Here is a 20,802-nt window from a genome sequence, read left to right on the forward strand (position 1 = left end):
TGGTCCTGCACAGCTTGTCCAGATTGCGGCAGGATGTTGATGCCGGCGTACTGCCTTGCACAAATGATCCAGACGAAAAAAACCCGCCGAAGCGGGTTTTTTCATTACAGCGTAAGCTTAAGCAGCTTTCTTGGCGCGGCGGCGTGCCACGGCGCCAACCAGCGCCAGGCCGCCGAGCAGCATGCCATAGGTTTCTGGTTCCGGTACTGGCAGGGCCGAAACCGTGCCTACGTACTGAACATTTTTCACCAGGGTCAGGCCCGTGACTTGCACCGTGTAAGTGCCTGCGGCCAATTGACCTGCCCAGCTCAGATTCTGGATACCGCTAGCTGTGCTCTTGGCCAGGTCGCCATAGCCGACCAGGGTAGCGGCGAAATCCTTGATCGCGCCGTTAGCAACAGAGAACGTTTGCAGTGCACCGAACGAGGTCGACGATGGGGCCAGCAACTGGAAGGTCCACGAATCATTGATCTCCGAATTGATAGCGAACTTCGTCGTGAAAGCCGACAGGGTGTCCGAACCGGTTGGGTCCAGGATGCCCAGGTCGTAGGTTGCCGCCGACGCGCTGAACGATGCTGCTGCCATGATGCCTGCAGCGATAAATTTCAATTTCATAGCTTATCCCTTAAAAAGTAATTTATGGCTGCAATGCGCAGGCCACCAATAGTTTTAGTACCGGAAGTACTGAACAGGATGGTAGCATAATTGCATCAAATTACTTATAAATATTTTATCGAAGTTTCGTTTGAGATAACTATTTTCATAATGAAATATTTGCCACTATCCATGAATTTCTGGAGAAAAATAGTTGCCAGTGCATACATCTATTTTTCCCATGTTTTACGGTGAAAGTGCCTGCTCGGCCGTGTTTTCATCGACATTTTGCGCGTCAGGCTGCTCAACTGGCTCTGGCGGTGGCTGTTCTTGCGGTGGGGTAACAGGGCGGGAAAACAACGGTGCTGCCGGCAAAGCGGGAGCGATGCCAGGCGCCTCGGCCGCCGGCATGCCCGACACCGCCGCAGCCGGGGTGGTTTGCCCTCGGGCCTCCAGCATAAAGTGCCACTCCGAAAAATGGGCCTTGCCTTCGAAGCCGGCAAACCTGGCCTCGAAATTGCCAACCTTTAATGGCGCTGCCTTCGACAGGCTGTGCACGCCAATGATGCCGTTGCTGCCGGGTTGGTACAGCAAGCCCCACTCGGCACGCCCCGTGATGGGGTCGACGAACAACTTGCGCAGATGCCGGCGCAATTGGGGCGTACGGGGATCGCGCAGCAAGGCGGCCAAGGTCGGCGGCTGTTGCGGCTGGCCCGGCGGCGTGGCGGCCGCATAGCTGTAGAGGGCATCCGCAAACTGCGCGCCGATGTCGAGCAATTCCTGCTCGGCCGCCTGGCGCTGCAGCAAGGAACCCATCTTCAGGCCAGCCGCCCCTGTCAGGCCCAGGACGGCCACCAGGATGATTAGCCCCAGGTAGGTAAAACCGCGCTGGCGGCGCGCAGAACGGTACATGGCCGCTACCAGTCGGCGAACGGCGTGCCGCTGCGATCCTTGCCGGGCGCGCCGCTTTTCACGTCATACACCTGGCCCGGCGTGTCGTCGGGCGGCGGCACGATCAGCCAGCTGCTGTCGCTGTCCGTGATGGGATCGATGGGCATGGCGCGCAGGTATTTCTTTTCCACCAGTTGCTCCAGCGAATCGGGGTAGCGCCCCGTATCGCCGTGGAACTGGTCGATGGTCGTGCGCAGGTTGCGCAAGTTGTCGGCCAATACGGTTTCCTTCGCCTTGTCGAGGCTGGGAAAGTAGCGCGGCACGGCCAGGGTCAGCAGCAGCGCCACGATACCGAGCACGACCAGCAGTTCGATCAGGGTAAAGCCGCGCGCGCGGCGCGGGGCGTTTTCAGCGGGCATGGTTCACCATAGACGGTAAGGCACGTCGTTCAAGCCGGTCTTGCCGGAGGTGGAATACACATCGTACACATCGTCGCCCTCGCGCGGCTCGGTCGCTTCGCTGGCGTAGCTGCGCTTGCCCCAGGTTTGCGCATCGCTCAAGCCCGCGTCCCCATTGAACGGGTCGCGCGGCACGCGGCGCAGGAAAAACAGCTTGCTGCGCTTCGGATTGCGCTGGTCCGGCACGCCCTCGACCAGCAGTTCCAGGCTTTTCGGATAGCCGCTGGCATCGGCCGCGCGCAGGATGCGGCCCTCGTCGCCGGCCCGCTTATAGGCGTCGAGCCCCTGGCGGATCTCGCGCAGCGCGCGCCGCAATTCCTGCTCCTGGCGCCGCTGCACCGTCACTTGCGTGACGGGGATCACCAGGGTGGCCAGCACGCCCAGGATGGCCAGGGTCACCAGCAGTTCGATCAGGGTGAAGCCGCCCTGCGCGCGCACCACGCTCATTTGGCGGGCGGCGGCACCACGGGCACCGGCTGGCTCGACGACAGGGGCAAGGGCGCCGCCTGCAGCGGCACGGGCTGGCCGGACGATATCGGCAAGGGCGATGCGGCCGGCTCGGGCGACGGCGCCACTTCCGGCGCGGGCACCGTCTGCGGCTGCGCCGGCAGCTGTCCGGGCGTCATCAGTGGCTGCGGCGGCGCCGGCTGCATGCCGACGGCGGACGGGCCGGAACGCACGATGACCGTACCCGGCATCTGCGTGGGCGCCTTGGCCGCCATGTCGGGACGGCGGCGGAAGCTGCCTTCCGTGCCGGCCGAGAATTCCGATTCCTTCGCTTCCGGACGCTGCACCGTGCGCACCAGGTGCGGCGTGATCGACAGCACGATTTCCGTCTTCTGGCTGTCGTCCTTGCTGCTGCCGAACAAACGCCCCAGCACGGGGATGTCGCCCAGGCCCGGCACCTTGTTGCCCGAGCTGCGCTCCTCATTGTTGATCAGGCCCGCCAGCACCTGGTTTTCGCCATCCTTCAATTGCAGCATGGTCGAGGCCTGGCGCGTGCCGATCTGGTACAGGGTCGAGCCGCTGCGGGTGGTGGTGGCCGCGCCCAGGTTGCTCACTTCGAGCGAAATGCGGATGCCCACTTCATTGTTCAAATAGATGGTCGGCTCGGCATTCACCGTCAAGCCCACGTCCAGGTAGCTGATCGACTCGGAAGCGAAGCCGCCCGTGCCCGGCGAAATGGTGGTGGTCACCACGGGCACCCTGTCGCCGATGACGAACTTCGCCTTTTCCCGGTTGCGCACGCGGATGCGCGGATTGGCCAGGATATTCGCGTCGCCATCCGTCTTCTTGGCATTCGCCGTCACGGACAGGTCGCTCACGCCGATGGTGCGCTGGTTCAGGTTATTCAAATCGTTGATGGTCAGCCCCGCGCCGCCCGAAGTGGAAAGTGGCGTCAGGGTCAGGCTCGTCGGCCAGGCCACGCCCAGTTCCAGCAGGCGGCTGCGCTTGACTTCGAGGATTTCCAGCTCCAGCACCACTTCCGCTTCGGGCACGTCCTGCAGCGCGATCAGGCGCTCGGCCAGGCGGATCGCCTCGGGCGTGTCGCGCACGATGACGAGGTTGAGCTTTTCATCGGCCACCACGTCGCGCGTCTTCAAGATGGTCTTGAGCGTGTTGGCCACCTGCTTGGCATCCGCATTCGCCAGGAAGAAGGTTTTCACCAGCACTTCCTGGTATTCCTTCAATTTCGCCGCCACGTTCGGGTAGATCAAGATCGTGTTCGCATCCATCACCTGCTGCTCCAGCTGGTTCGTCACCAGCAGGAAGTAGACGGCCGATTCCACCGTGCTGTTTTTCAGGAAGATCGAGGTCTTCGCATCCGCCTTGACGTCCTTGTCGAAGACAAAATTGAGGCCCGAGCGGCGCGCGATCAGCTCGAACACCTGTTTTAACGGCGCGTCGCGGAACTCGATCGTGATCGGCTGCTTGTACGATTTGGCCAGACCCGATTCGACGATGGGCGGCGCCGTTTTTTCATCGACCTCGCGCAGCAGCGCGCGCGCCGGCGTGGCTCGGCTGCTCGGTGAGGATGGCGTTCAGGCGCTGGCGCGCCGGATCGTATTGTTTTGCCTCAAACGCCGTGCGCGCCTCAGACAGCAATTTCCCCTGGCGCTGCTCGCGTTCGAGCGCGCGCAAGCCGCTGTTGGCGCGCTCGTTCTGCGCATCGATTTCCAGCACGCTCAGGAAAGAGGCGCGCGCCAGCTCGCCCTGGCCCGCCTGCGCCTGGCGCTCGGCCTGTTGCAAGCGGCTGCTGGTCGCCCGTTCGCGCGCCTGCAGCCAGGCGCTGCGGTACTGCGCGTTGCCGGGGTCCTGCTGCAGCGCTTCCTGCAGCTTTTGCAGGCCGGCCGGGATTTGATCTTGCGCAATCAGCTCACGCCCGTCGCGGTAGGCTTGCTGCCCTGCGCAGCCGGACAGCAGCACCAGCAGCGCCAGCAACGGCGCCGATGAAAAGGAACGAGGCATCACTCGAGTACTCCAATGTTGAGCTGCTGAACCTGGTTCAACGGCAAATAGGTGAGCGTCATGACGGGCGGCGCGATCGTCACGACCTTGTAGGCGCCATCGATGACGGTATTGGCGCGCACGATATATGTCTTGTCGGCGCGCGACAAAAACACTTCCCATGCGCCGTCGGCGGCCGCCTTGCCCAGGTAGACGAAGGGCAGCGGCGGCGCCATCGGCGGCGGTGGCGGCGGCGGGGCGACGGCCACCACCTTCGGCGGCGGCGGATTCCAGTTCTGGCTCTGGAAGACAGCGCCGGCGCCGCCGAAGGTGTCGCCATCCTCGCCCGCCACTTCGCTGCGCGGCAGCAGGGCCAGGATGGCCGGTTGCGCGGCTGGCGGCCTGGCGGCCGCATGGCGCGCGGGCGCAGGCGCGACGGCCCGCTCCACGGCTTCCGCCACGCTGGACACGGGCTGGCGCTCGCCGAACAGCAGCAAGGCGCCCGCGCCCAGCAAGCCGGCCAGCATGAGCCAATGGCGCGGGGTCATGGTGTTTCTCCCGCAACGCCAGGCGTATCGGTCAGATAAAAGGTCAGGCGCAGGCGCGCTTCGAGTTGCGTATCGGCGATCTGCTCGCGGCGAAAACTCAGTTCGTCGAGCGAGGCGAAGGGGACAGCGCGCAGCGCCTGCAGCGCGAACTGCGATACGGCCGCGTAACTGCCCTTCAGCGGCAAGGTCACCTGCCAGGTGGCGACCCTGCTGGCCTTGTCGTAGCCGCTCTTGTATTCGCCTTGCGCCAGCAACAAGCCGTTTTTCGCGGCCAGGTCGAACAGCTGCTTGACCTGCTGCTCCGCGTGGCGCTGCTGTCCCAGGGCGGCATAAAAGCGCGCCAGGTTCTCGCTGGCCGTCGCCGGCGGCGCCAAGACCGCCACGGCCAGCGATGGCTGCGGCAAGGGCCGCGCTTCCAGCCGCGCCGCCACGGCGCGCTGCTGCCACGCCCACGCCCAGGCGGCGATCCCCAGCGCGAGCAGAAGCACGGCCAGGCAGGCGGGCACGCCCAGGCGGCGCAGCAGCAATTGCGCGCGCAGGCGCAAGATGTTGATGTCGATGGCCGTCATGGCGTACCCCAGCGCGCTTCGAGCTGGAAGCGCAAGGGCTTGTTCGGATCGAGCGCGTTGATTTCATGGCGCAGCAGCTGCACGCGGGAGCCGAACAGCTCCTGCTGCTTCAATTGCGCGATGTAGGCCACCATGGCGTCGCTGCCGGTCGTTTCCGCCGTGATCTTCAGCACGCGCTTGCGCGCGTCCGGCTCCAGCGCCAGCAGCGCGATGGCGGGCGGCGTGGCGCTGGCCAGCGCATCCTGCAGGTCGCGCCACGGCAGGTTCAATTGCAGGATGGCCGCATTCACGGCCGCCGCCTGCGCGGGCGCGATCGGCACTTGCGGCGCAGGCGCCGGCCCCTGCATGGCGGCCGTCACGCGCTGCTGCGCCAGCAGCCAGCGTGCCTCGCTTGCCTGCTGGTGCTGCAGCGCGGCGCTGCCGGCCCACGCTGCCGTGGCGATCAAAGCCAGGCCCAGCGCCGCCGTGCCCCATGCCCAGGCGGGCACGCGGTGCAGGCTGCGGCGCCAGCCGGGCGGCGCGAAATCGATATCGAGGCGCGTCATGCCACGCCTCCGCTGCGCGCCAGCCGGGCGGCCGGCGACAAGGCGCCATCCCCGTCCGGCGTGGAAAAACCTGGCAGTGGGACGCTTTCGCCGGCGCCAGCCATGCGGGCGGGGGCGCGCCGCACAGCTGCAGCAGCGCCGGCGCGGGCACGCCTTGCAGCAGCGCTTCGCGCGCCAGCGTGTGTTCCAGCCAATCCTGGCCCGCGCCGGGCGGCACGGGCAGCGCGCGCACGGCGCGCAGGCGGCCATCGTGCCGCACGCCCAGGGTCAAGGCGTTTTCCTGCAACTGGCCAAACCAGGCGCCCGGTTTCAGCGCGCCGTGCCAGCGGTTCCAGTGGCGCGCAAATTGCGGTGTAATAAAGATCAGGGCCAGCTTGCGTTCGGCCGCCACGCGCGTCAGCTGCGCCAGCAGCGCACGCGGCACGGCGCAGAAAAACGGCGCGCGCGCATCCCAGGCAAGGCTGCTGTGCCACAAGCCGGGCGCATCGCCATACAGCGACTGGAAGCGCAGCGCGGCGGCGGCCTCGATGTCTGCCAGGCGCGCGGCGCCCTGCGGCAGGTCCACCCGCCACAGGCGCGCCAGCCCATCGTCGAGCACCACGGACAATGGCCAGCCCGCGTATTGACCCGCCGGCAGCAATCGCTCCAGCAACTGCGCCAGCGCCTGGCCCAGGGCGGCAAAGTCGCCATGCAGCGACTCGTCCGGCACATACGCGGCTTCGCCCAGCGGCGTCCAGGCGGGCGCGCGCCAGCGGCTGCTGCGCCACAGGCTCACCTTGCCCGCCGCCACGCCCAGACGCAGCGCTTGTCCAAGTCCTCTACGCATGCAGGGTGACCCTCTTGATTTCCGTGATGGTGGTGGCGCCCCGCTTGACCAGCTCCAGCGCCGCCAGGCGCAGGCTGCGCGTGCCGTTCGCATACGCGGCCGCCTTGATCTGGCGGATCGGCTTCTTGTCGACGATCAGTTCGCGGATTTCATCGGTCAGCACGAGGATTTCGGCGATCGAGCGGCGCCCCTTGTAGCCGGTGCCGCGGCAGTCGCCGCAGCCCTTGCCCTGCTTGAATTCATAGCCCGCCACGTCGGCGCGCGCCAGGCCCACGCTGGCCAGTTCCGCGTCGTCGGGCGTGTACTCCACCGCGCAATGGGGGCAGTTGGTGCGGATCAGCCGCTGCGCCCAGATGCCGTTCAGGGCCGAGACGAAGGCATACGGGTCGATGCCCATGTGCGTAAAACGGCCGAACACGTCGAACACATTATTCGCATGCACGGTCGTGAGCACCAAATGGCCCGTGAGGGCCGATTGCACGGCGATTTCCGCCGTCTCGCGGTCGCGGATCTCGCCCACCATGATTTTATCGGGGTCGTGGCGCAGGATCGAGCGCAGGCCCTTGGCAAAGGTCAGTCCCTTCTTTTCATTGACGGGTATCTGCAAGATGCCGGGCAGCTGGTACTCGACGGGGTCTTCGATGGTGATGATCTTTTCGCGCCCGTTGTGGATTTCCGTCAGCGCCGCATACAGGGTCGTCGTCTTGCCCGAGCCCGTGGGGCCGGTGACGAGCAGCATGCCGTAGGCTTCCTGCGCCAGCGCGCGCAGGGCTTCGAGCGACGGCGCGTCAAAGCCCAGCGCTTCCAGGGTCAGGGCGCCGTACGCCTCGATCATGGCGCGCTTGTCGAGGATGCGGATGACGGCGTCCTCGCCATGGATGCTGGGCATGATGGAGACGCGCAAATCGATTTCGCGCCCGCCCGACTCGACGCGGAAGCTGCCGTCCTGCGGCACGCGGCGCTCGGCGATATCGAGTTCGGCCAGCACTTTCAGGCGCGAGATGATGTGCTCGGCCACCTCGATGCCGTTGACGGCCGTGGCGTGATCGAGCACGCCGTCGACGCGGTACTTGACGGCCAGGCCACCGGCCGTGCTTTCCAGGTGGATGTCCGAGGCGCCCGCCTTCAGCGCGTCATATAAAGTCGAGTTGACCAGCTTGACGGCGGGGCTGGCCGCTTCCGAGACGCTGGCGAACGACAGCACGGCCGCCGTCTTGCCGTCGCGCCGCGCGTCGTTCGCCGCGCCGGGCAGCAGGTTGTCGACGGCGCGCGCCGATTCTTCCTGCTTCGACAGGTAGGCACCGATGTCGGCCTGCAGCGCCAGGCGCACGTCCAACACGCCCTGCCCCGCGCGCGCGCTCAGCCAGGTTTGCAGGTCGAGATCGAAGGGGTCGGCGATCACGCCCACCAGCTGGCCGTCGGCACCGCGCAGCAGCACACTGTGGCGCGCCAGCGCCTGCGACAGGGGCAGCACATCGAAGGCGGGAGACAAGGCCAGCATGTCGGCCGTTTCCAGCACGTCCAGGCCGAACGGGCGCGCCAGTGCGCGCACCACGGCGCGCGCCTCGATGCCGCTCAGCTCATGCAATTCCTCGACCAGGCTGCGCTTCGATTGCCGGCTCAGGATGCGCGCGCGCTGCAGCAGCGCAGGGTCGATGGCCGCGATGGCCACGGTGGATTCGGCTGCGGAGGGCATCATGAGATATCGCCGGCAAGGTCAAAGATGGGCATGTACAGCAGGATCACGATGGCGCCCACCACCAGGCCGATGGCGGCCATCAGCAAGGGTTCGAAGGTGCGCGTAAACCGGTCGATCCAGCGGCTGATTTCGCCGTCGTAAAAGGCCGCCGACTGCGTCAGCATGGGGCCCATGTCACCCGTGCGCTCACCCACGCGCAGCATGCGCAGCGAAATCGGCGTCGTCAGTTGATGCTGCTCGAAGGCGGACGACAGGGGCTGGCCCGCCTCGATGGCCGCGCGCGCGCCCTGCAAGGATGCCTGCATGCCCGGCGAGACCATCGCTTGCACGGTGGAAATGGCCTGCACGATGGTGATGCCCCCTTCGGACAGCATGCCCAGGGTCAGGTACAGGCGCGACAGTTCATAGATGCGCACGCGCTCGCCGATGCCGGGCAGCTTCGCCAGCAGGCGCGCCACGCCGCCATGGCGCAGCACGCGCCGCACGGCGGTCAATAGTACGCTGCCGGTGATAAGCAGCCCCAGCAACAGCAGCAGGCCATGTTCGGTGACGAACTGGCCCCAGCTGAGCATGACTTGCGACATCCACGGCAGATTGCGCCCGGCGCCCTGGTACACCTCGGCGAAACGGGGCACCACGTAGCTGATCAGGAAGGCGCTGACGCCGCCGCCCACGGCCAGCAAAATGGCGGGATAGATGGCGGCGCTGACGATCTTGGCGCGCACCGTATCGATGCGCTGCTGGTAGTCGATGTAGCGCGACAGCGCGCGCGGCAAGTCGCTCGTGCCTTCCGCCGCCTTGACGATGCCGATATACAAGGGGGAAACAGTTCCGCCTGCTCTGCCAGCACGGCGGAAAACCGCTTGCCTTCACGCAAGCCTTCCAGCAGACGCGTGAGCACGCTGCGCGTGGCCGGCGACGCTTCCTTTTCCAGCAAGGCTTCCAGCGCTTCGACGATGCCCAGGCCCGCCTGCAGCAGCGCCAGCAATTCCTGGCTGAACAGCAGCAGGGGCAAGGCCCGCGCGCGCTGGCGCCCGGCGGCGCTGAACGGCGTAGCGTGCAGGGGCCGGATGGCGCTGACGAACAGGCCGCGCGCCTCGGCCTGGCGGCGCGCGTCCGCCTCGTCGCGGCCATCGATCACGCACGTCGTCAAGGTAGCAACGGCCTGGTCCGTGGAAAGCGCGCGTACTTCAAACTGCATGATGGCTTGTCCGTAGGAAAAAGAATGGCGCTGGCGCTATTGCGAGCTGATGTCGGCGTTTTCGCCGCTGCCGCCGGGCTGGCCATCCTTGCCCATCGAGACGATGTCGTACTCGCCCTTGCTGCCGGGCGCGCGGTATTGATAGGCATGGCCCCACGGATCGAGCGGCACGGCCTTTTTCAGGTAGGGACCATTCCAGCGCGTGCCGGCGGTGGGCGGCGCGGCCAGCAGCGCGGCCAGGCCCTCTTCCGTGGTCGGATAGCGCCCCACGTCGAGGCGGTAGGTGTCGAGCGACTTTTCAAATGCCTCGATCTGCGCCTTGGCCACCGTCACTTCGGATTTGCCCAGTTGGGCGAAATACTTGGGGCCCACATAGGCCGCCAGCAAGCCGATGATCACGATGACCACCAGCAGTTCGAGCAAGGTAAAGCCACGCGCCTGGCGTGCCGCCGTCAAATTCTGCCTATGTGTTGCATGCATCCGGTCACTCCTTATTGCCAACCTTCAATACATTGCGCCGTTGTGCACCGCTGATGGCCACGCACACACGGCGCGCGCTTGCCCGATGCTTATCAGCCTACCATGCCGATTATGGTTGCGACAACCTTTTATTTGTATGCTGAACAACAAATTCCGTAGGAAACCATCCCGTGTGCGGGGCAGCGCCACGGCGCTGCACGCCTGGGCAGCTGGCGCATGACTCAACTATTTTCACTGCGGAAACTCACTACTATTGGTCACTACACCATAGTAATCGATGAATTTTATTCATTCATTATTTGTAACTTTCAAATTAAATTTGAAAGAATTTCAAACAATGCAATTGCCTATTTTGCTATAGTAAAAGTCAATTTTCTGCGCATTGGTCTTATCCGGCCGCGCAGAAGAGAGCATCCCAGACGCAAAACATATTGCATCCTACATAATCACCAAGGGAAAATTCATGACTCGTATTGTGCATTCGAAGGCAACTGCCGCAGCAAGTCCTTTCTCGGCCAAGCAGTGGACTGGCGCCGCCATCCTGGCCCTGTCCGCTGCCTGGGCTCCCGCCGCCATCGCGGACGTGATCAACTTTGACAACCTCGACAGCCAGTTCGTCGGCCACGGCGACTCGCTGGAATTCGGCAAATTCCTGCTGACGGGTGCCTCGAATGCCGCCGGTGCCAGTTATGGCGACCTGGTCGGCGCCGTGTTCGACGGCACGGACCCGGCCGCCTGCGGCATGGCGTGCCCGAGCAACAATACGAGCAATTACTATGCATCCCTCAACGACGGCATCGTCTACCTGGATCCGCTGAAGACGGGCGGCAGCATCAGCCTGCAGGGCTTCGACGCCAGCTTCATCGGCTACGCCCAGGGCGTCACCTATCCGGCCGTCGCCGGTCTGCTGCGCGTGCAAGGCTTCTATGCGGACGGCTCTTCCCTGTATGAAACGTACCAGCTGGGCGGCCCGCTGGGCGGCAACTTCCAGTTCCAGCGCTACAACACCAGCGCCAACTTCGGCAGCCAGCAATTCGCCTCGCTGGCCTTCTTCGGTTTCACTTGCAACACGGCCGGCAGTTGCAACGCCTTCAGCACCAACAAGGGTCAGTTTGCGCTCGACAATATCGTCGCCTCGGTACCGGAGCCATCGACCTACGCGATGATGCTGCTGGGCCTGGCAAGCATCGGTTTCGTGGCGCGCCGCCGCCGTCAAGCCTGATCCGCCCCTTCGATTCCCGCTACCGTTACCAGGAAAACCCACATGACATTCCGTCCCGCTTTACGCCCCATTTCGCTCGCCGTACTGAGCCTGTTTGCCAGCCTGAGCTTCCAGGCCCACGCCGACGACCTGCGCCGTCCCTACATCGTGCAGCTGACCGATAAACCGATCGCTTCCTACGCCGGCTCGGTGGAAGGACTGGGCGCCACCCAGCCGGCCGCCGGCGGCCGCCTCAACCTGGCCAGCGCGGAAGTGCAGCTGTACGGCGATTACCTCGAACAGAAACAGGCGCGGGTACAAGCTCTGGTCGCCGCCGCCCCCGTGCAATACCAGTACAAGATCGTCCTCAACGGCTTTTCCGCGCTGCTGACGGACGCCGAAGTGCGCCAGCTGCAGGCCAGCGGCGAGGTGGCCAGCATCGCCCCCGACGAGCCGCGCGCCCTGCAGACGAACTACACGCCCACCTTCCTGGGCCTGGACCAGCCGGGCGGCCTGTGGAGCCAGCTGGGCGGCAAGCAGCATGCGGGCGAAGACATCATCATCGGCATCGTCGATGGCGGCGTGTGGCCGGAAAACCTGTCGTATGCGGACAAGGTCGACGCCAACGGCACGCCCACCTTCGATCCGAACGCCACCCTGGCATATGGCGTGCCGCCGGCCGCCTGGAAAGGTAGCTGCCAGACGGGCGAAGGCTTTACGCAAGACCACTGCAACAACAAGCTGCTCGGCGCGCAGTATTTCAACGCCGTGCGCCTGACCGAGACGGACAAGATCCAGCACTGGAGCGAATACACCTCGCCGCGCGACTCCATCGGCGACCCGAATGGCGAAGGCGGCCACGGCACGCACACCTCGTCCACGGCGGGCGGCAATGCGGGCGTGCCCGTCACCGTCAGCGGTTCGCCGCTGGGCGCCATTTCCGGCGTGGCGCCGCGCGCCCGCCTGTCCGTCTACAAGGTCTGCTGGTCGTACAACCTGGCCACCCAGCCGACCGGCGCGAAAAACGGCTGCTACGGCGGCGACAGCGTGGCGGCGATCGAAAAAGCCGTGCAGGACGGCGTGCACGTGATCAATTACTCGATCAGCGGCGGCAGCAGCGTCAACGACCCCGTCGAACAAGCCTTCCTGCACGCGTCGAACGCGGGCGTCTTCGTTGCCGCCTCCGCCGGCAATGCGGGGCCGGCCAATACCGTGGCCCACGTCAGCCCCTGGATCACCACCGTGGCCGCCTCGACGCACAACCGCGCCAACCAGGCCACCGTAACCTTGGGCAATGGCGCCAAGTACACGGGCGCCTCGCTCAACTACAATCCGCTGCCGGCCACCACCCTGATCCGCGCACAGGATGCGGGCTTGCCCGGCGCCGATGCGCAAAAACTGGCGCTGTGCTACCGCGCCGGCGACAACGGCGGCGTGGCCCTGCTGGACCCGGCCAAGGTGGCCGGCAAGGTCGTCAGCTGCCTGCGCGGCACCACGGCGCGTACCGACAAGGGCGTCGCCGTGCTGGAAGCGGGCGGCGCCGGCATGGTGCTGGTCGACACGGGCGTAGGCCTGGTGTCCGACCCGCACGTGCTGCCGGCCGTGCACGTGAGCGCCGCCGATGGCGCGCTGATCAACGCCCAGGCGCAAACGGGCGCGGCCACGGCGGCCATCTCGCGCTTCGTCACCAATGGCAACGGCCCCGCCGCGCCTGTGGTGGCCGACTTCTCGTCGCGCGGCCCGAACCTGTACGACGCCAACCTGCTCAAGCCGGACGTCACGGCGCCCGGCGTGGACATCCTGGCCGGCGGCACGCCTGCCCTGTCGCGCGCCCAGCGCGACGCCGTGCAGGATGGCAGCCTGGTGCCGCCGCAAGCCTACATCTTCCTGCAAGGCACCTCGATGGCCAGCCCGCACGTGGCCGGCCTGGCTGCCCTGCTGCGCCAGCAGCATCCGGACTGGAGCCCTGCCGCCATCAAATCAGCCCTGATGACGACCGGCAGCACCACCCTGCCCGACATCCAGGCGGGCGACGCGCGCGGCATCCTGCCATGGGGCCAGGGCGCCGGCCACGTGACGCCGAACAAGGCGACCGATCCCGGCCTCGTGTATGACGCCAGCCTGGCCGACTACAAGAAATACATGTGCGGCGTCGGCATGTCGGCCGAATGCGCGGGCGGCACCATCGCCGGCTACAACCTGAACGTGCCGTCCATCACCATCGGCAACGTGCTGGGCACGCAAACGGTGACGCGCCGCGTCACCAACGTGGGCAGCGGCAGCGCCACCTACACGGCCAGCGCCTCGGTCAGCGGCTACAGCGTGGTGGTAGCACCGTCCAGCCTGGTGCTCGCGCCGGGCGAAACCAAGTCCTTCACCGTGACACTGACGCGCACCACGGCGCCGGACAACGCCTGGCAGTATGGCGCCCTCGTGTGGAGCGATGGCGTGCACACGGTGCGCAGCCCCGTGACGGCCCGCTCGGGCCGCGCGGTGCAGTCGCCGGCATTGCTGCAGGCCGACAAGGTCAGCGGCCTGCGTTCGCTGACCCTGTCCACCGGCTTTGCCGGCAAGGTGGGCGCGGCGACGGGCGGGCTGAAGGAAGTGGCGCGCAGCGCGCAAACCATCAGCCAGGCCGCGACGGGCAGTGTCGACACGCTGGAGCAGATGGCTGCCGCGTGCAAGGCGGGCGGCAGCGGCGTGCGCGTGGTCAATGTCAGCATTCCCGCCAGCACTGTGGTGGCGCGCTTCGAAATCTTCGACCGCGACACGACCGAAGGCACGGGCAACGACCTCGACCTGCTGCTGCTCAACGGCGCCGGCGCGACCGTCGCCACCTCGGCCACGGCCGGCTCGAACGAAGCGATCACCGTGACCACCCCGGCGGCAGGCAGCTACAAGGTGTGCGTGATCGGCTATGAACTGGCAAATGGCGTATCGACCGGCTTCGGTCTGTCGTCGGCCGTCGTCACGATAGCCGACAAGGGCGGCAACCTGAAAGCCACCCTGCCCAGCAAGGTGTACGTGGGCGGCAGCGCCACGGCCGGCGTCAGCTGGTCGGGCCTGGAAACGGGCAAGCGCTACCTGGGCGGCGTAGTCTTCCTTGATGGCAACAACGCGGCCGCGTCCACCACCGTGCTGTCGGTGGAGACCAACAACCCGCTGCCGCTGGCCGTCCCCAGCCAGCGCAACGTGAGAACGGACGCCAAGCTGTAACGGCAGCGTTACGAAGCAACACAACGCGCCCTGCGGGGCGCGTTTTTTATGCGCGACGCGCGTACAATCGGCGCATAGGCGCCATGCGCCAAGGGAGCTAGCATGTCCGCATTTCGCCTCAGTATTGCCATTCTGGCCGGCATGGCCAGCATCCATGCGCTGCCTGTCGCGGCGCAGGCCGCCACGGTGCGGCTGTCGTATCTGGTGCAGTTGCGCGCCCCGCCGCTGGCCTCGCAGGCGGACGGCGTGCATGGGCTCGATACGAACAGCGACGCCGCGCGGCGCTACACGGCCCAGCTCGAAGCGCAGCAGCGCGCCGTGCTGGCGCTGGTGCCCGATGCTCCAGTGCAATATCGCTACACCGTGGCCTTCAATGGCTTTGCCGCCATGCTGACGACGGACGAAGTGGCGCGCCTGCAAGCGAGCCCGGAGGTGGCACGGGTGTCGCCCGGCAGCATCGAACACACGCAGGATGGCGGCGGCAATGGCAAGAATAAAATACAGGACCAGCGCTAATGGCTGAGCAGGCGCAGCGCGATGCCGCGCGAGACGGCTTGCGTACGGTTGCTCACGCCCAATAATTTATAGATGCGCTGCAAATGGCTTTTCACGGTGGTGCCGCTGATGCCGAGGATTTGCCCCACCTCGTCATTGCTCTTCCCCTCGCGCACCCAGTGCAGCACTTCCAGTTCGCGCGCACTGGCTGCGCGCGTGGCGCACGGACCGGTCAAGGGCGCCCGCCGGCTGCCTGGCAGCGCCAGCCAGTGCAGGTGCAGGTAGGGCAGCAGCAATTCCAGCGCATACGCCTGGCGTGCCGCGTCCACGATTCCCATGGCGAACAGGGCAAAGAAGCTGCCGCCCCCTCGCCCACGCTGCCGTGCACCAGCACGCCATCGATGACGCCCGCCCTCTGGCCGCCCGCGCGCCAGGCCAGCGCCAGGCGCGCCAGCTGGCCCTGGCGCTCGCGCAACTGCGCGTGATCGGGCACGATGCTGTGCCAGGCTTCGCTGCGCAGCACGGCCCCGTCGGCGCCCAGCTGGGCGCAGATTAATATGTCGTGCGGCAACAGCGCTTGCAGCGGCCCCTGGCTCCAGAGAAAGAAATCGCCGGACTCGGCGATGCCATGCGCGCGGAGGATGGCGTGCAGCAGGTATTCCTGTTCCCGCCCCGTCAGCAGCATCATGCGCACACGGCCGCGCTGGCGACATCGGCGGCCAGGTAACGGTAGCCGCTGCCGCGCACGGTTTCGATGCGGTGGCCGCAGCCGCCCGGCTGCAGCGCCTGCCGCAGGCGTCCCACGTGGGCATCGACCGTGCGTTCGTCCAGATACACGGCATGGCCCCACACCTGGTCGAGCAGGTGCGCGCGGCTATGCACGCGTCCGGGATGATCCATGAGGAAATGCAGCAATTTGAATTCCACGCGGCCCAGGCTGACGTGCACGCTGCCGGCCGTCACGCGCAGGGTATGCGGATCGAGCCGCAAGACGCTGGCGCCGGCCGTGTTTGCACCTGCACGCAAGGCCGATGGCGTGCGCCGGCGCAGCAGCGCGTGCACGCGGGCCAACATTTCACGGGGACCGAAAGGCTTGCACAGATAGTCGTCGGCACCGCTTTCCAGCGCCAGCACCTTGTCCTGTTCGCTGTCGCGCGCGCTGACCATGATGATGGGCAAGTCGCACAGTGCGTCGTCCTGACGCAGCTGGCGCAGCAGCGTGATGCCGGACGCGTCAGGCAATTCCCATTCCAGCAGCAGCAAGTCGGGCGCATCCACGGCCATCAGCGCCTGCGCGCCGCGCCCATCCAGGGCGCAACTGACCCGGTAGCCGGCCCCTTCAAGGTTATGCAGCAGCAAGGCTTGCATGGCGGGCGCGGGATCGAGCAGCAGAATATGACGGCGCATGATGCATCCTTCCGAAAAAGTTGGCGGCCCTCCATGAAAAACTAGACGGCCCGACAAGTTTTTGACTATGCATCAAGCGTAAAACGCTGACTAATACAATTTAGTTTCCTGATTTATAGCTATTCCAAATAAATAGGCGAAAAAAACACAGCGCACCAGGGGCACGCTGTGTTCAGGCGGGACAACTGTACCTTATGCCGGCAAGACGGGCTGGCGGCGGCGCAGGGCAAAACCGATCAGCGCCAGGCCGCCCGTCAGCATCATCCATTCCGACGCTTCCGGCACGGCCGAGATCGAAGCGATGCTCGCATACGTGCTGCCGGCGATGCTGGCGGGCAAGCCGCCATTGAGCGGGGTCAGTTCGAATTGCACGAGATTGCCGTTCGCATTGCCCAGGTAAGCCATGCCCGTGTAGTCGAGCAAGCCCACGCCGAACGTCGTGCCTGCGTTGCCGGCCGTGTTCAGGAAGTCGCCGTCAAAGACGATGTTGAAACCGAACTTGCCGCCCAGGGTCACGTTGTGAAACCAGTCGTTGTAGGCGCCGCTGTTGCCGAAGGTCAAAGTGCCGGGCAAGCTGCCGCTGACATTGCCTTCCAGCGATTCCAGTGCGCCAAAGGCGCCCGAGAAGTTGCTGAGCACGGCGCTGGCGCCCGGTGCGGGACTGTTGCCGGCGATAAAGGCGAAGTCGAGGAAACCGGCGCCGGAAAAGGCGCTCGTATCGATTTCCACGCGGTAGGCGAGCGGGTCCGCCAGCGCCAGGCTGCTGCTGCCAGCGAGCAGGGCGGCCAGCACGGCACGGCGCAGGGTGAGATTGAATTTTGCTGTCAACATGGTCAAGTCCTTAGAAGTTGCCGGCGAAGATGCTGGCCGAGTAATTGATCGTCACTTTCGACGGATTGGTGAAGCTGACGGCGAACGAGGCCGTCGCGCCCGGCGCCAGGCTGGCCGCATTGACGGTGACATAGGCGGCGCCCGCATGGCTGCCCGTGGCGTTCGCCAGGGTCACGCCGGCCGGCAAGCCGCCGAACACCACCTGGAACGGGCCGCTGATGGCCGCCGTGCCCGTGTTGGTGAACGAGAACGTGCCCGTGTACTTTTGCGTCGCGCGGTTGAACGTCAGGCCTGAGCTAGACGTCGAGACGGCGGCCGTGATGTCGCGGTAGGCGGGCTGCAAGTCCAGGCTGATGACGACGGGGTCGTGGTCCGAGGCGCGGTAGGGCAAGGCGTTGTACAGGTCTTGCGGCTTGGCCGCATCGATGTTGTAGTCGATCACTTCCGGCTCGTCCGCATTCACATGCCATTCGGCCACGCCGGCCACTTGCGGGCTCAGCGAGGCGCTGGCCAGCGCATGGTCGAGGTAGCCGCTCTGGCCGCCGAACACGTACGAATACGGCATGCCGGACGGGCGCACGAAACGTTCGAGTTCATTGACGAAGCCGGCGCCCGTGATGACCTGTATCGGGTCTTCCGCGCCATACGAATTCAAGTCGCCGATGACGAGCACGTCCGCGTCGCCGGCAGCGGCCGCCACCTGCGGCACGAAGCTGCCCACCAGGCGCTGGGCCTGCTGCACGCGGGTGGCGTTCCAGCAGCTCTGGCTATCGTTCTGGTCCGCGTCCAGCCCGCTCGACGGGCAGCTGCCCTTCGATTTCAGGTGGTTGACGACCAGCGAGAATTTCTCGCCGTTGGCGGCGCGGAAGGTCTGTGCCATCGGCGGACGGTTGTTGATGGCGTTGGCGTCCGACAGGGCGCCGCCCACCAGGCCCAGCTTGGCAGGCTTGTAGATCATGGCCACGCGGATGGCGTCCGTGCCCGTGGCAGCCGGCTTCGGCACCACGGCGTAGGTGACGCCGCCGATGGCCGCGTTGAGCTGCTCGACTAGGTAGGTGACGGCCGTTTCGCCATTGTTCTGGATTTCCATCAAACCCACCACGTCCGCATCGATGGCTTTCAGTTCGGCCACGATCTTGTCGCGCTGGCGCACGAACTCGGCCAGGTTGTCGGCGCCGCGGCAGTTCGATTTGGTGGTCGACGAACCCACGGTGCAGCCCTGCCCCGTCTGGCCAAACACGTTATTGCCATTGGTAAAGGTCGTAAAGAAATTGAGCACATTGGCGCTGGCCACCTTGACGTTGCCTGACGGCAGTTCCGGACTGCCCGTGCGCGGGTTGTCGCGCGAAAATTGCGGCGTCTGCGTCGGCTGCAATTTATACGCGGCGCCGCCACCGCCGATGGCACCGAAATCCACCACGCCCGTCAGGTCGGCCACCGTGTCGCCGCTGCGCACGGTGTTGTCCTGGCCAATATACGGTATCGTCGGCGGCGCCACGAAAATGCCGTCATCGAGCACGATCAGGTTGTTCGCATTGGCGGCGATCAAGGCTTGCGCTTCGGCGGAGCCTGCCGGATAGCGGTTGGTCGGCACTTCGCGCCGTCCCGCCGACAGGCTCAGTTCGCCGCGCGCGCCCAGGTAGGCGTTTTGCGAGACGGTCAACGGCTGCGTGAAGCGCACCAGCATGCCTTCCACGGCCGCCAGGTTCTCGTTCGGCAAGGTCACATTCGCCGGCACGATGCCGTGGCCCGCGCTTTGCGTGAGGATGGCCGTCACGTCCTTGAATTCCGTATAGGAATTTTTCGCACCCGACGGCGTGTATTCGAACACCGTGCCCGTCACGCGCACCAGTTCGCCCGGCTGCACGGTGGTGACGGCCGCGCCCGTGTACACAAAGATGCCGTCCGAGGTCGACGGGTCGCCGTCGCCGGCCGCGTCCTGCATGAAGAAACCGGTACCCACTTTCAGCGTGACCACGCCCTCGGTCGTCTGCACGGAATTGGCGTAGGGGCTGCTTGCACCGCTGCCCTGGATTTGCGGAATCGTGTGGCTGATGGCGGCCAGGCCCTGCACGGCCACGTCGACCTTGCATGACGCCGTTTGCTGCTGGTCGTTGCCGAACTGGACGACGACGGGATAATTGCCCACCGGCACGCCAGCGGCCACCACCAAATTGACGCTGGCGCTCTCGCCCGCCACGCCGGCCGCGCTGAAATTGGCCAGACTGATGCCGGCCACGGCCGGCGACGCCAGGCTGGCCGCATTCACCACGCCATCCACGTCGGACGCGCGCAGTCTGGCGCTGCCGCCATTGCCCAGCGCCAGCGCCAGGCTGGCCGGGCAGCTGGTGATGATCTGGTGCACGACGGGGCCGCCGCAGACATTCAGCGGCGAAGCCGTATTGCGCGGCGTCACGCTGCCGGCGGCGAAGTCGGCGCTGTTATCGTCCGTGTCGCCGCAGCCGCCATTCGCCCGCGCGATCGACAGGGTATTCGATGGGGCAGGCGCGACGGCGCCCTCAAAACCGTTGGCCGTGCCGAAACCGACCAGGTCGACGACGGCGGCGCCCGTGGGGCTGGTGCCCGTCTGGGCCGTCTTGTTATTACTCAGCAGCACCTTGCCGGCCGTGCCGGACATGGCCAGGCTGCCCGACGCATCCGGCGCGGGCAAATCCTGCGTGCCGCCCGTGCCCTTGGCTTGCTGGACCAGCAAATACTGGCCCGGTTGCAAATCGATAGCCGGCAAGGCCGTCACGGCCCAGCTCGAACCGGCAGCCGACGCATATTGCACGCTCCAGTTGCTCAGGTTCACGGGGCTGGCGCCGCGGTTGAACAGTTCGATGAAATCGTTGCGGTACAGCGCCCCCGTATTGCCGCCACCGCCATACACCTGGCTGATGACGATATCGGAAGCCGCCAGGGCTGGCACGGACAGGCTGGCCAGCAGGGTAGCCATGACGGTCAGGCGCAGCGGCGTGCGCAAGGGGAAAACGAGGTGTGCATGAGGATCCCGGTCGGTAAATAGATGACGCAGGTCCCGCATGATGGGCCGGCGCGCCACAATTAACAAAAGTATTTGAGACTTGTTATTTGCATATTAAAGGCCCGGGATGACGACTTGATGACATTTGATTAAGCCGAACGGAGTAAAAGCCACATGTGTTTATTTTTTCAGCAAGTATCAAACCCGCAACAGACGGGACCTGGGCGCAAGCTGGAACTGCATGTTTAGCCAAAACATGATATATTTCTATTAAATAAGTTTTATTCCTTGCAAGTTTTAAAAGCTTGCCTATTAGAAAATATGCAGTTAGCACGATGGGGAAGGCCCAGTCCACGCCTGACTCCTCGGAATGCGGTCCATCCGAGTCGATGAACGGCCTTGAATCTGTT

The 20,802-nt window shown here is 65.5% G+C and carries 20 protein-coding genes and 1 pseudogene; 4 read left to right on the forward strand and 17 right to left on the reverse strand.

Annotation, left to right across the window (positions count from 1 at the left end):
- Positions 1–117: 117 nt before the first annotated feature.
- From ACRHIG_RS26405 to ACRHIG_RS26445, 9 genes are all read right to left on the reverse strand, one after another.
- Complete coding sequence (locus ACRHIG_RS26405; protein WP_475415186.1) at positions 118–615, reverse strand: FxDxF family PEP-CTERM protein; 498 nt, start codon at positions 613–615, stop codon at positions 118–120.
- A 225-nt stretch (positions 616–840) separates the two neighbouring features.
- Positions 841–1,506 (reverse strand): type II secretion system protein, encoded by a 666-nt coding sequence (locus ACRHIG_RS26410; RefSeq protein WP_489628426.1) that lies wholly within the window; start codon positions 1,504–1,506, stop codon positions 841–843.
- Positions 1,507–1,511: 5 nt separating this feature from the next.
- Positions 1,512–1,904: a type II secretion system protein gene (locus ACRHIG_RS26415; protein WP_326457288.1), complete on the reverse strand. Its 393-nt coding sequence runs from the start codon at positions 1,902–1,904 to the stop codon at positions 1,512–1,514.
- A 3-nt stretch (positions 1,905–1,907) separates the two neighbouring features.
- Positions 1,908–2,390, reverse strand: coding sequence for a type II secretion system protein (locus ACRHIG_RS26420; protein ID WP_489628427.1), 483 nt, complete (start codon positions 2,388–2,390; stop codon positions 1,908–1,910).
- Positions 2,387–3,832 carry a secretin N-terminal domain-containing protein gene (locus ACRHIG_RS26425; RefSeq protein WP_489628428.1) on the reverse strand — a complete coding sequence of 482 codons (1,446 nt, stop codon included), beginning with the start codon at positions 3,830–3,832 and terminating at the stop codon, positions 2,387–2,389. The genes ACRHIG_RS26420 and ACRHIG_RS26425 overlap by 4 nt, the downstream gene beginning before the upstream one ends.
- A gap of 91 nt (positions 3,833–3,923) precedes the next feature.
- Complete coding sequence (locus ACRHIG_RS26430) at positions 3,924–4,415, reverse strand: hypothetical protein (RefSeq protein WP_489628429.1); 492 nt, start codon at positions 4,413–4,415, stop codon at positions 3,924–3,926.
- On the reverse strand, positions 4,412–4,939 hold the full coding sequence (locus tag ACRHIG_RS26435; protein WP_475415183.1) for a hypothetical protein: 528 nt from the start codon (positions 4,937–4,939) through the stop codon (positions 4,412–4,414). Before ACRHIG_RS26435 ends, ACRHIG_RS26430 begins: the two co-directional genes overlap by 4 nt.
- Positions 4,936–5,508 (reverse strand): hypothetical protein, encoded by a 573-nt coding sequence (locus ACRHIG_RS26440; RefSeq protein WP_475415182.1) that lies wholly within the window; start codon positions 5,506–5,508, stop codon positions 4,936–4,938. Before ACRHIG_RS26440 ends, ACRHIG_RS26435 begins: the two co-directional genes overlap by 4 nt.
- Positions 5,505–6,053, reverse strand: coding sequence for a ubiquitin family protein (locus ACRHIG_RS26445; RefSeq protein WP_475415181.1), 549 nt, complete (start codon positions 6,051–6,053; stop codon positions 5,505–5,507). The genes ACRHIG_RS26440 and ACRHIG_RS26445 overlap by 4 nt, the downstream gene beginning before the upstream one ends.
- Here ACRHIG_RS26445 and ACRHIG_RS26450 point away from each other — a divergent pair.
- Positions 6,052–6,888, forward strand: a complete 837-nt coding sequence (locus ACRHIG_RS26450) for a hypothetical protein (protein ID WP_489628430.1) — start codon at positions 6,052–6,054, stop codon at positions 6,886–6,888. The genes ACRHIG_RS26445 and ACRHIG_RS26450 overlap by 2 nt on opposite strands.
- Here ACRHIG_RS26450 and ACRHIG_RS26455 read toward each other — a convergent pair.
- From ACRHIG_RS26455 to gspG, 3 genes and pseudogenes are all read right to left on the reverse strand, one after another.
- Positions 6,872–8,578: a GspE/PulE family protein gene (locus tag ACRHIG_RS26455; RefSeq protein ID WP_489628431.1), complete on the reverse strand. Its 1,707-nt coding sequence runs from the start codon at positions 8,576–8,578 to the stop codon at positions 6,872–6,874. The genes ACRHIG_RS26450 and ACRHIG_RS26455 overlap by 17 nt on opposite strands.
- Positions 8,575–9,779: pseudogene (locus ACRHIG_RS26460) on the reverse strand (type II secretion system F family protein). The gene ACRHIG_RS26455 and the pseudogene ACRHIG_RS26460 overlap by 4 nt, the downstream one beginning before the upstream one ends.
- Positions 9,780–9,815: 36 nt before the next feature.
- Positions 9,816–10,259 carry a type II secretion system major pseudopilin GspG gene (gene gspG / locus ACRHIG_RS26465; RefSeq protein WP_489628432.1) on the reverse strand — a complete coding sequence of 148 codons (444 nt, stop codon included), beginning with the start codon at positions 10,257–10,259 and terminating at the stop codon, positions 9,816–9,818.
- Between the two features lie 463 nt (positions 10,260–10,722).
- Here gspG and ACRHIG_RS26470 point away from each other — a divergent pair, with 463 nt between their 5' ends.
- The 3 genes from ACRHIG_RS26470 to ACRHIG_RS26480 all read left to right on the forward strand — a co-directional run bounded on the left by ACRHIG_RS26470 (position 10,723) and on the right by ACRHIG_RS26480 (position 15,192).
- Positions 10,723–11,481, forward strand: coding sequence for an NF038120 family PEP-CTERM protein (locus tag ACRHIG_RS26470; RefSeq protein WP_489628433.1), 759 nt, complete (start codon positions 10,723–10,725; stop codon positions 11,479–11,481).
- Positions 11,482–11,523: 42 nt separating this feature from the next.
- A complete protein-coding gene (locus ACRHIG_RS26475) occupies positions 11,524–14,676 on the forward strand; it encodes a S8 family peptidase (RefSeq protein WP_489628434.1) in 3,153 nt (1,050 codons plus the stop codon).
- Positions 14,677–14,778: 102 nt separating this feature from the next.
- Positions 14,779–15,192 carry a protease inhibitor I9 family protein gene (locus ACRHIG_RS26480; protein ID WP_489628435.1) on the forward strand — a complete coding sequence of 138 codons (414 nt, stop codon included), beginning with the start codon at positions 14,779–14,781 and terminating at the stop codon, positions 15,190–15,192.
- On the opposite strand, the gene ACRHIG_RS26485 is transcribed toward ACRHIG_RS26480, so the two are convergent.
- From ACRHIG_RS26485 to ACRHIG_RS26505, 5 genes are all read right to left on the reverse strand, one after another.
- Positions 15,189–15,407, reverse strand: coding sequence for a response regulator transcription factor (locus ACRHIG_RS26485; RefSeq protein ID WP_489628436.1), 219 nt, complete (start codon positions 15,405–15,407; stop codon positions 15,189–15,191). The two genes, ACRHIG_RS26480 and ACRHIG_RS26485, sit on opposite strands and share 4 nt — an antisense overlap.
- Positions 15,404–15,859: a hypothetical protein gene (locus ACRHIG_RS26490; RefSeq protein ID WP_489628437.1), complete on the reverse strand. Its 456-nt coding sequence runs from the start codon at positions 15,857–15,859 to the stop codon at positions 15,404–15,406. The genes ACRHIG_RS26485 and ACRHIG_RS26490 overlap by 4 nt, the downstream gene beginning before the upstream one ends.
- Positions 15,856–16,578: a winged helix-turn-helix domain-containing protein gene (locus ACRHIG_RS26495; protein WP_489628438.1), complete on the reverse strand. Its 723-nt coding sequence runs from the start codon at positions 16,576–16,578 to the stop codon at positions 15,856–15,858. The genes ACRHIG_RS26490 and ACRHIG_RS26495 overlap by 4 nt, the downstream gene beginning before the upstream one ends.
- A gap of 192 nt (positions 16,579–16,770) precedes the next feature.
- Positions 16,771–17,409, reverse strand: a complete 639-nt coding sequence (locus ACRHIG_RS26500; RefSeq protein ID WP_489628439.1) for an NF038129 family PEP-CTERM protein — start codon at positions 17,407–17,409, stop codon at positions 16,771–16,773.
- 10 nt (positions 17,410–17,419) lie between these two features.
- Complete coding sequence (locus tag ACRHIG_RS26505) at positions 17,420–20,392, reverse strand: ExeM/NucH family extracellular endonuclease (protein ID WP_489628440.1); 2,973 nt, start codon at positions 20,390–20,392, stop codon at positions 17,420–17,422.
- Positions 20,393–20,802 lie beyond the last annotated feature (410 nt).

The organism is Janthinobacterium sp. C22 (assembly GCF_057919405.1).

Coding starts and splice junctions, on each gene's coding strand:
- ACRHIG_RS26405 (WP_475415186.1), bottom strand. CDS start 615: ATGAAATTGAAATTTATCGCTGCAGGCATCATGGCAGCAGCATCGTTC.
- ACRHIG_RS26410 (WP_489628426.1), bottom strand. CDS start 1,506: ATGTACCGTTCTGCGCGCCGCCAGCGCGGTTTTACCTACCTGGGGCTA.
- ACRHIG_RS26415 (WP_326457288.1), bottom strand. CDS start 1,904: ATGCCCGCTGAAAACGCCCCGCGCCGCGCGCGCGGCTTTACCCTGATC.
- ACRHIG_RS26420 (WP_489628427.1), bottom strand. CDS start 2,390: ATGAGCGTGGTGCGCGCGCAGGGCGGCTTCACCCTGATCGAACTGCTG.
- ACRHIG_RS26435 (WP_475415183.1), bottom strand. CDS start 4,939: ATGACCCCGCGCCATTGGCTCATGCTGGCCGGCTTGCTGGGCGCGGGC.
- ACRHIG_RS26440 (WP_475415182.1), bottom strand. CDS start 5,508: ATGACGGCCATCGACATCAACATCTTGCGCCTGCGCGCGCAATTGCTG.
- ACRHIG_RS26450 (WP_489628430.1), top strand. CDS start 6,052: ATGCCACGCCTCCGCTGCGCGCCAGCCGGGCGGCCGGCGACAAGGCGC.
- ACRHIG_RS26445 (WP_475415181.1), bottom strand. CDS start 6,053: ATGACGCGCCTCGATATCGATTTCGCGCCGCCCGGCTGGCGCCGCAGC.
- ACRHIG_RS26455 (WP_489628431.1), bottom strand. CDS start 8,578: ATGATGCCCTCCGCAGCCGAATCCACCGTGGCCATCGCGGCCATCGAC.
- gspG (WP_489628432.1), bottom strand. CDS start 10,259: ATGCATGCAACACATAGGCAGAATTTGACGGCGGCACGCCAGGCGCGT.
- ACRHIG_RS26470 (WP_489628433.1), top strand. CDS start 10,723: ATGACTCGTATTGTGCATTCGAAGGCAACTGCCGCAGCAAGTCCTTTC.
- ACRHIG_RS26475 (WP_489628434.1), top strand. CDS start 11,524: ATGACATTCCGTCCCGCTTTACGCCCCATTTCGCTCGCCGTACTGAGC.
- ACRHIG_RS26480 (WP_489628435.1), top strand. CDS start 14,779: ATGTCCGCATTTCGCCTCAGTATTGCCATTCTGGCCGGCATGGCCAGC.
- ACRHIG_RS26490 (WP_489628437.1), bottom strand. CDS start 15,859: ATGATGCTGCTGACGGGGCGGGAACAGGAATACCTGCTGCACGCCATC.
- ACRHIG_RS26495 (WP_489628438.1), bottom strand. CDS start 16,578: ATGCGCCGTCATATTCTGCTGCTCGATCCCGCGCCCGCCATGCAAGCC.
- ACRHIG_RS26500 (WP_489628439.1), bottom strand. CDS start 17,409: ATGTTGACAGCAAAATTCAATCTCACCCTGCGCCGTGCCGTGCTGGCC.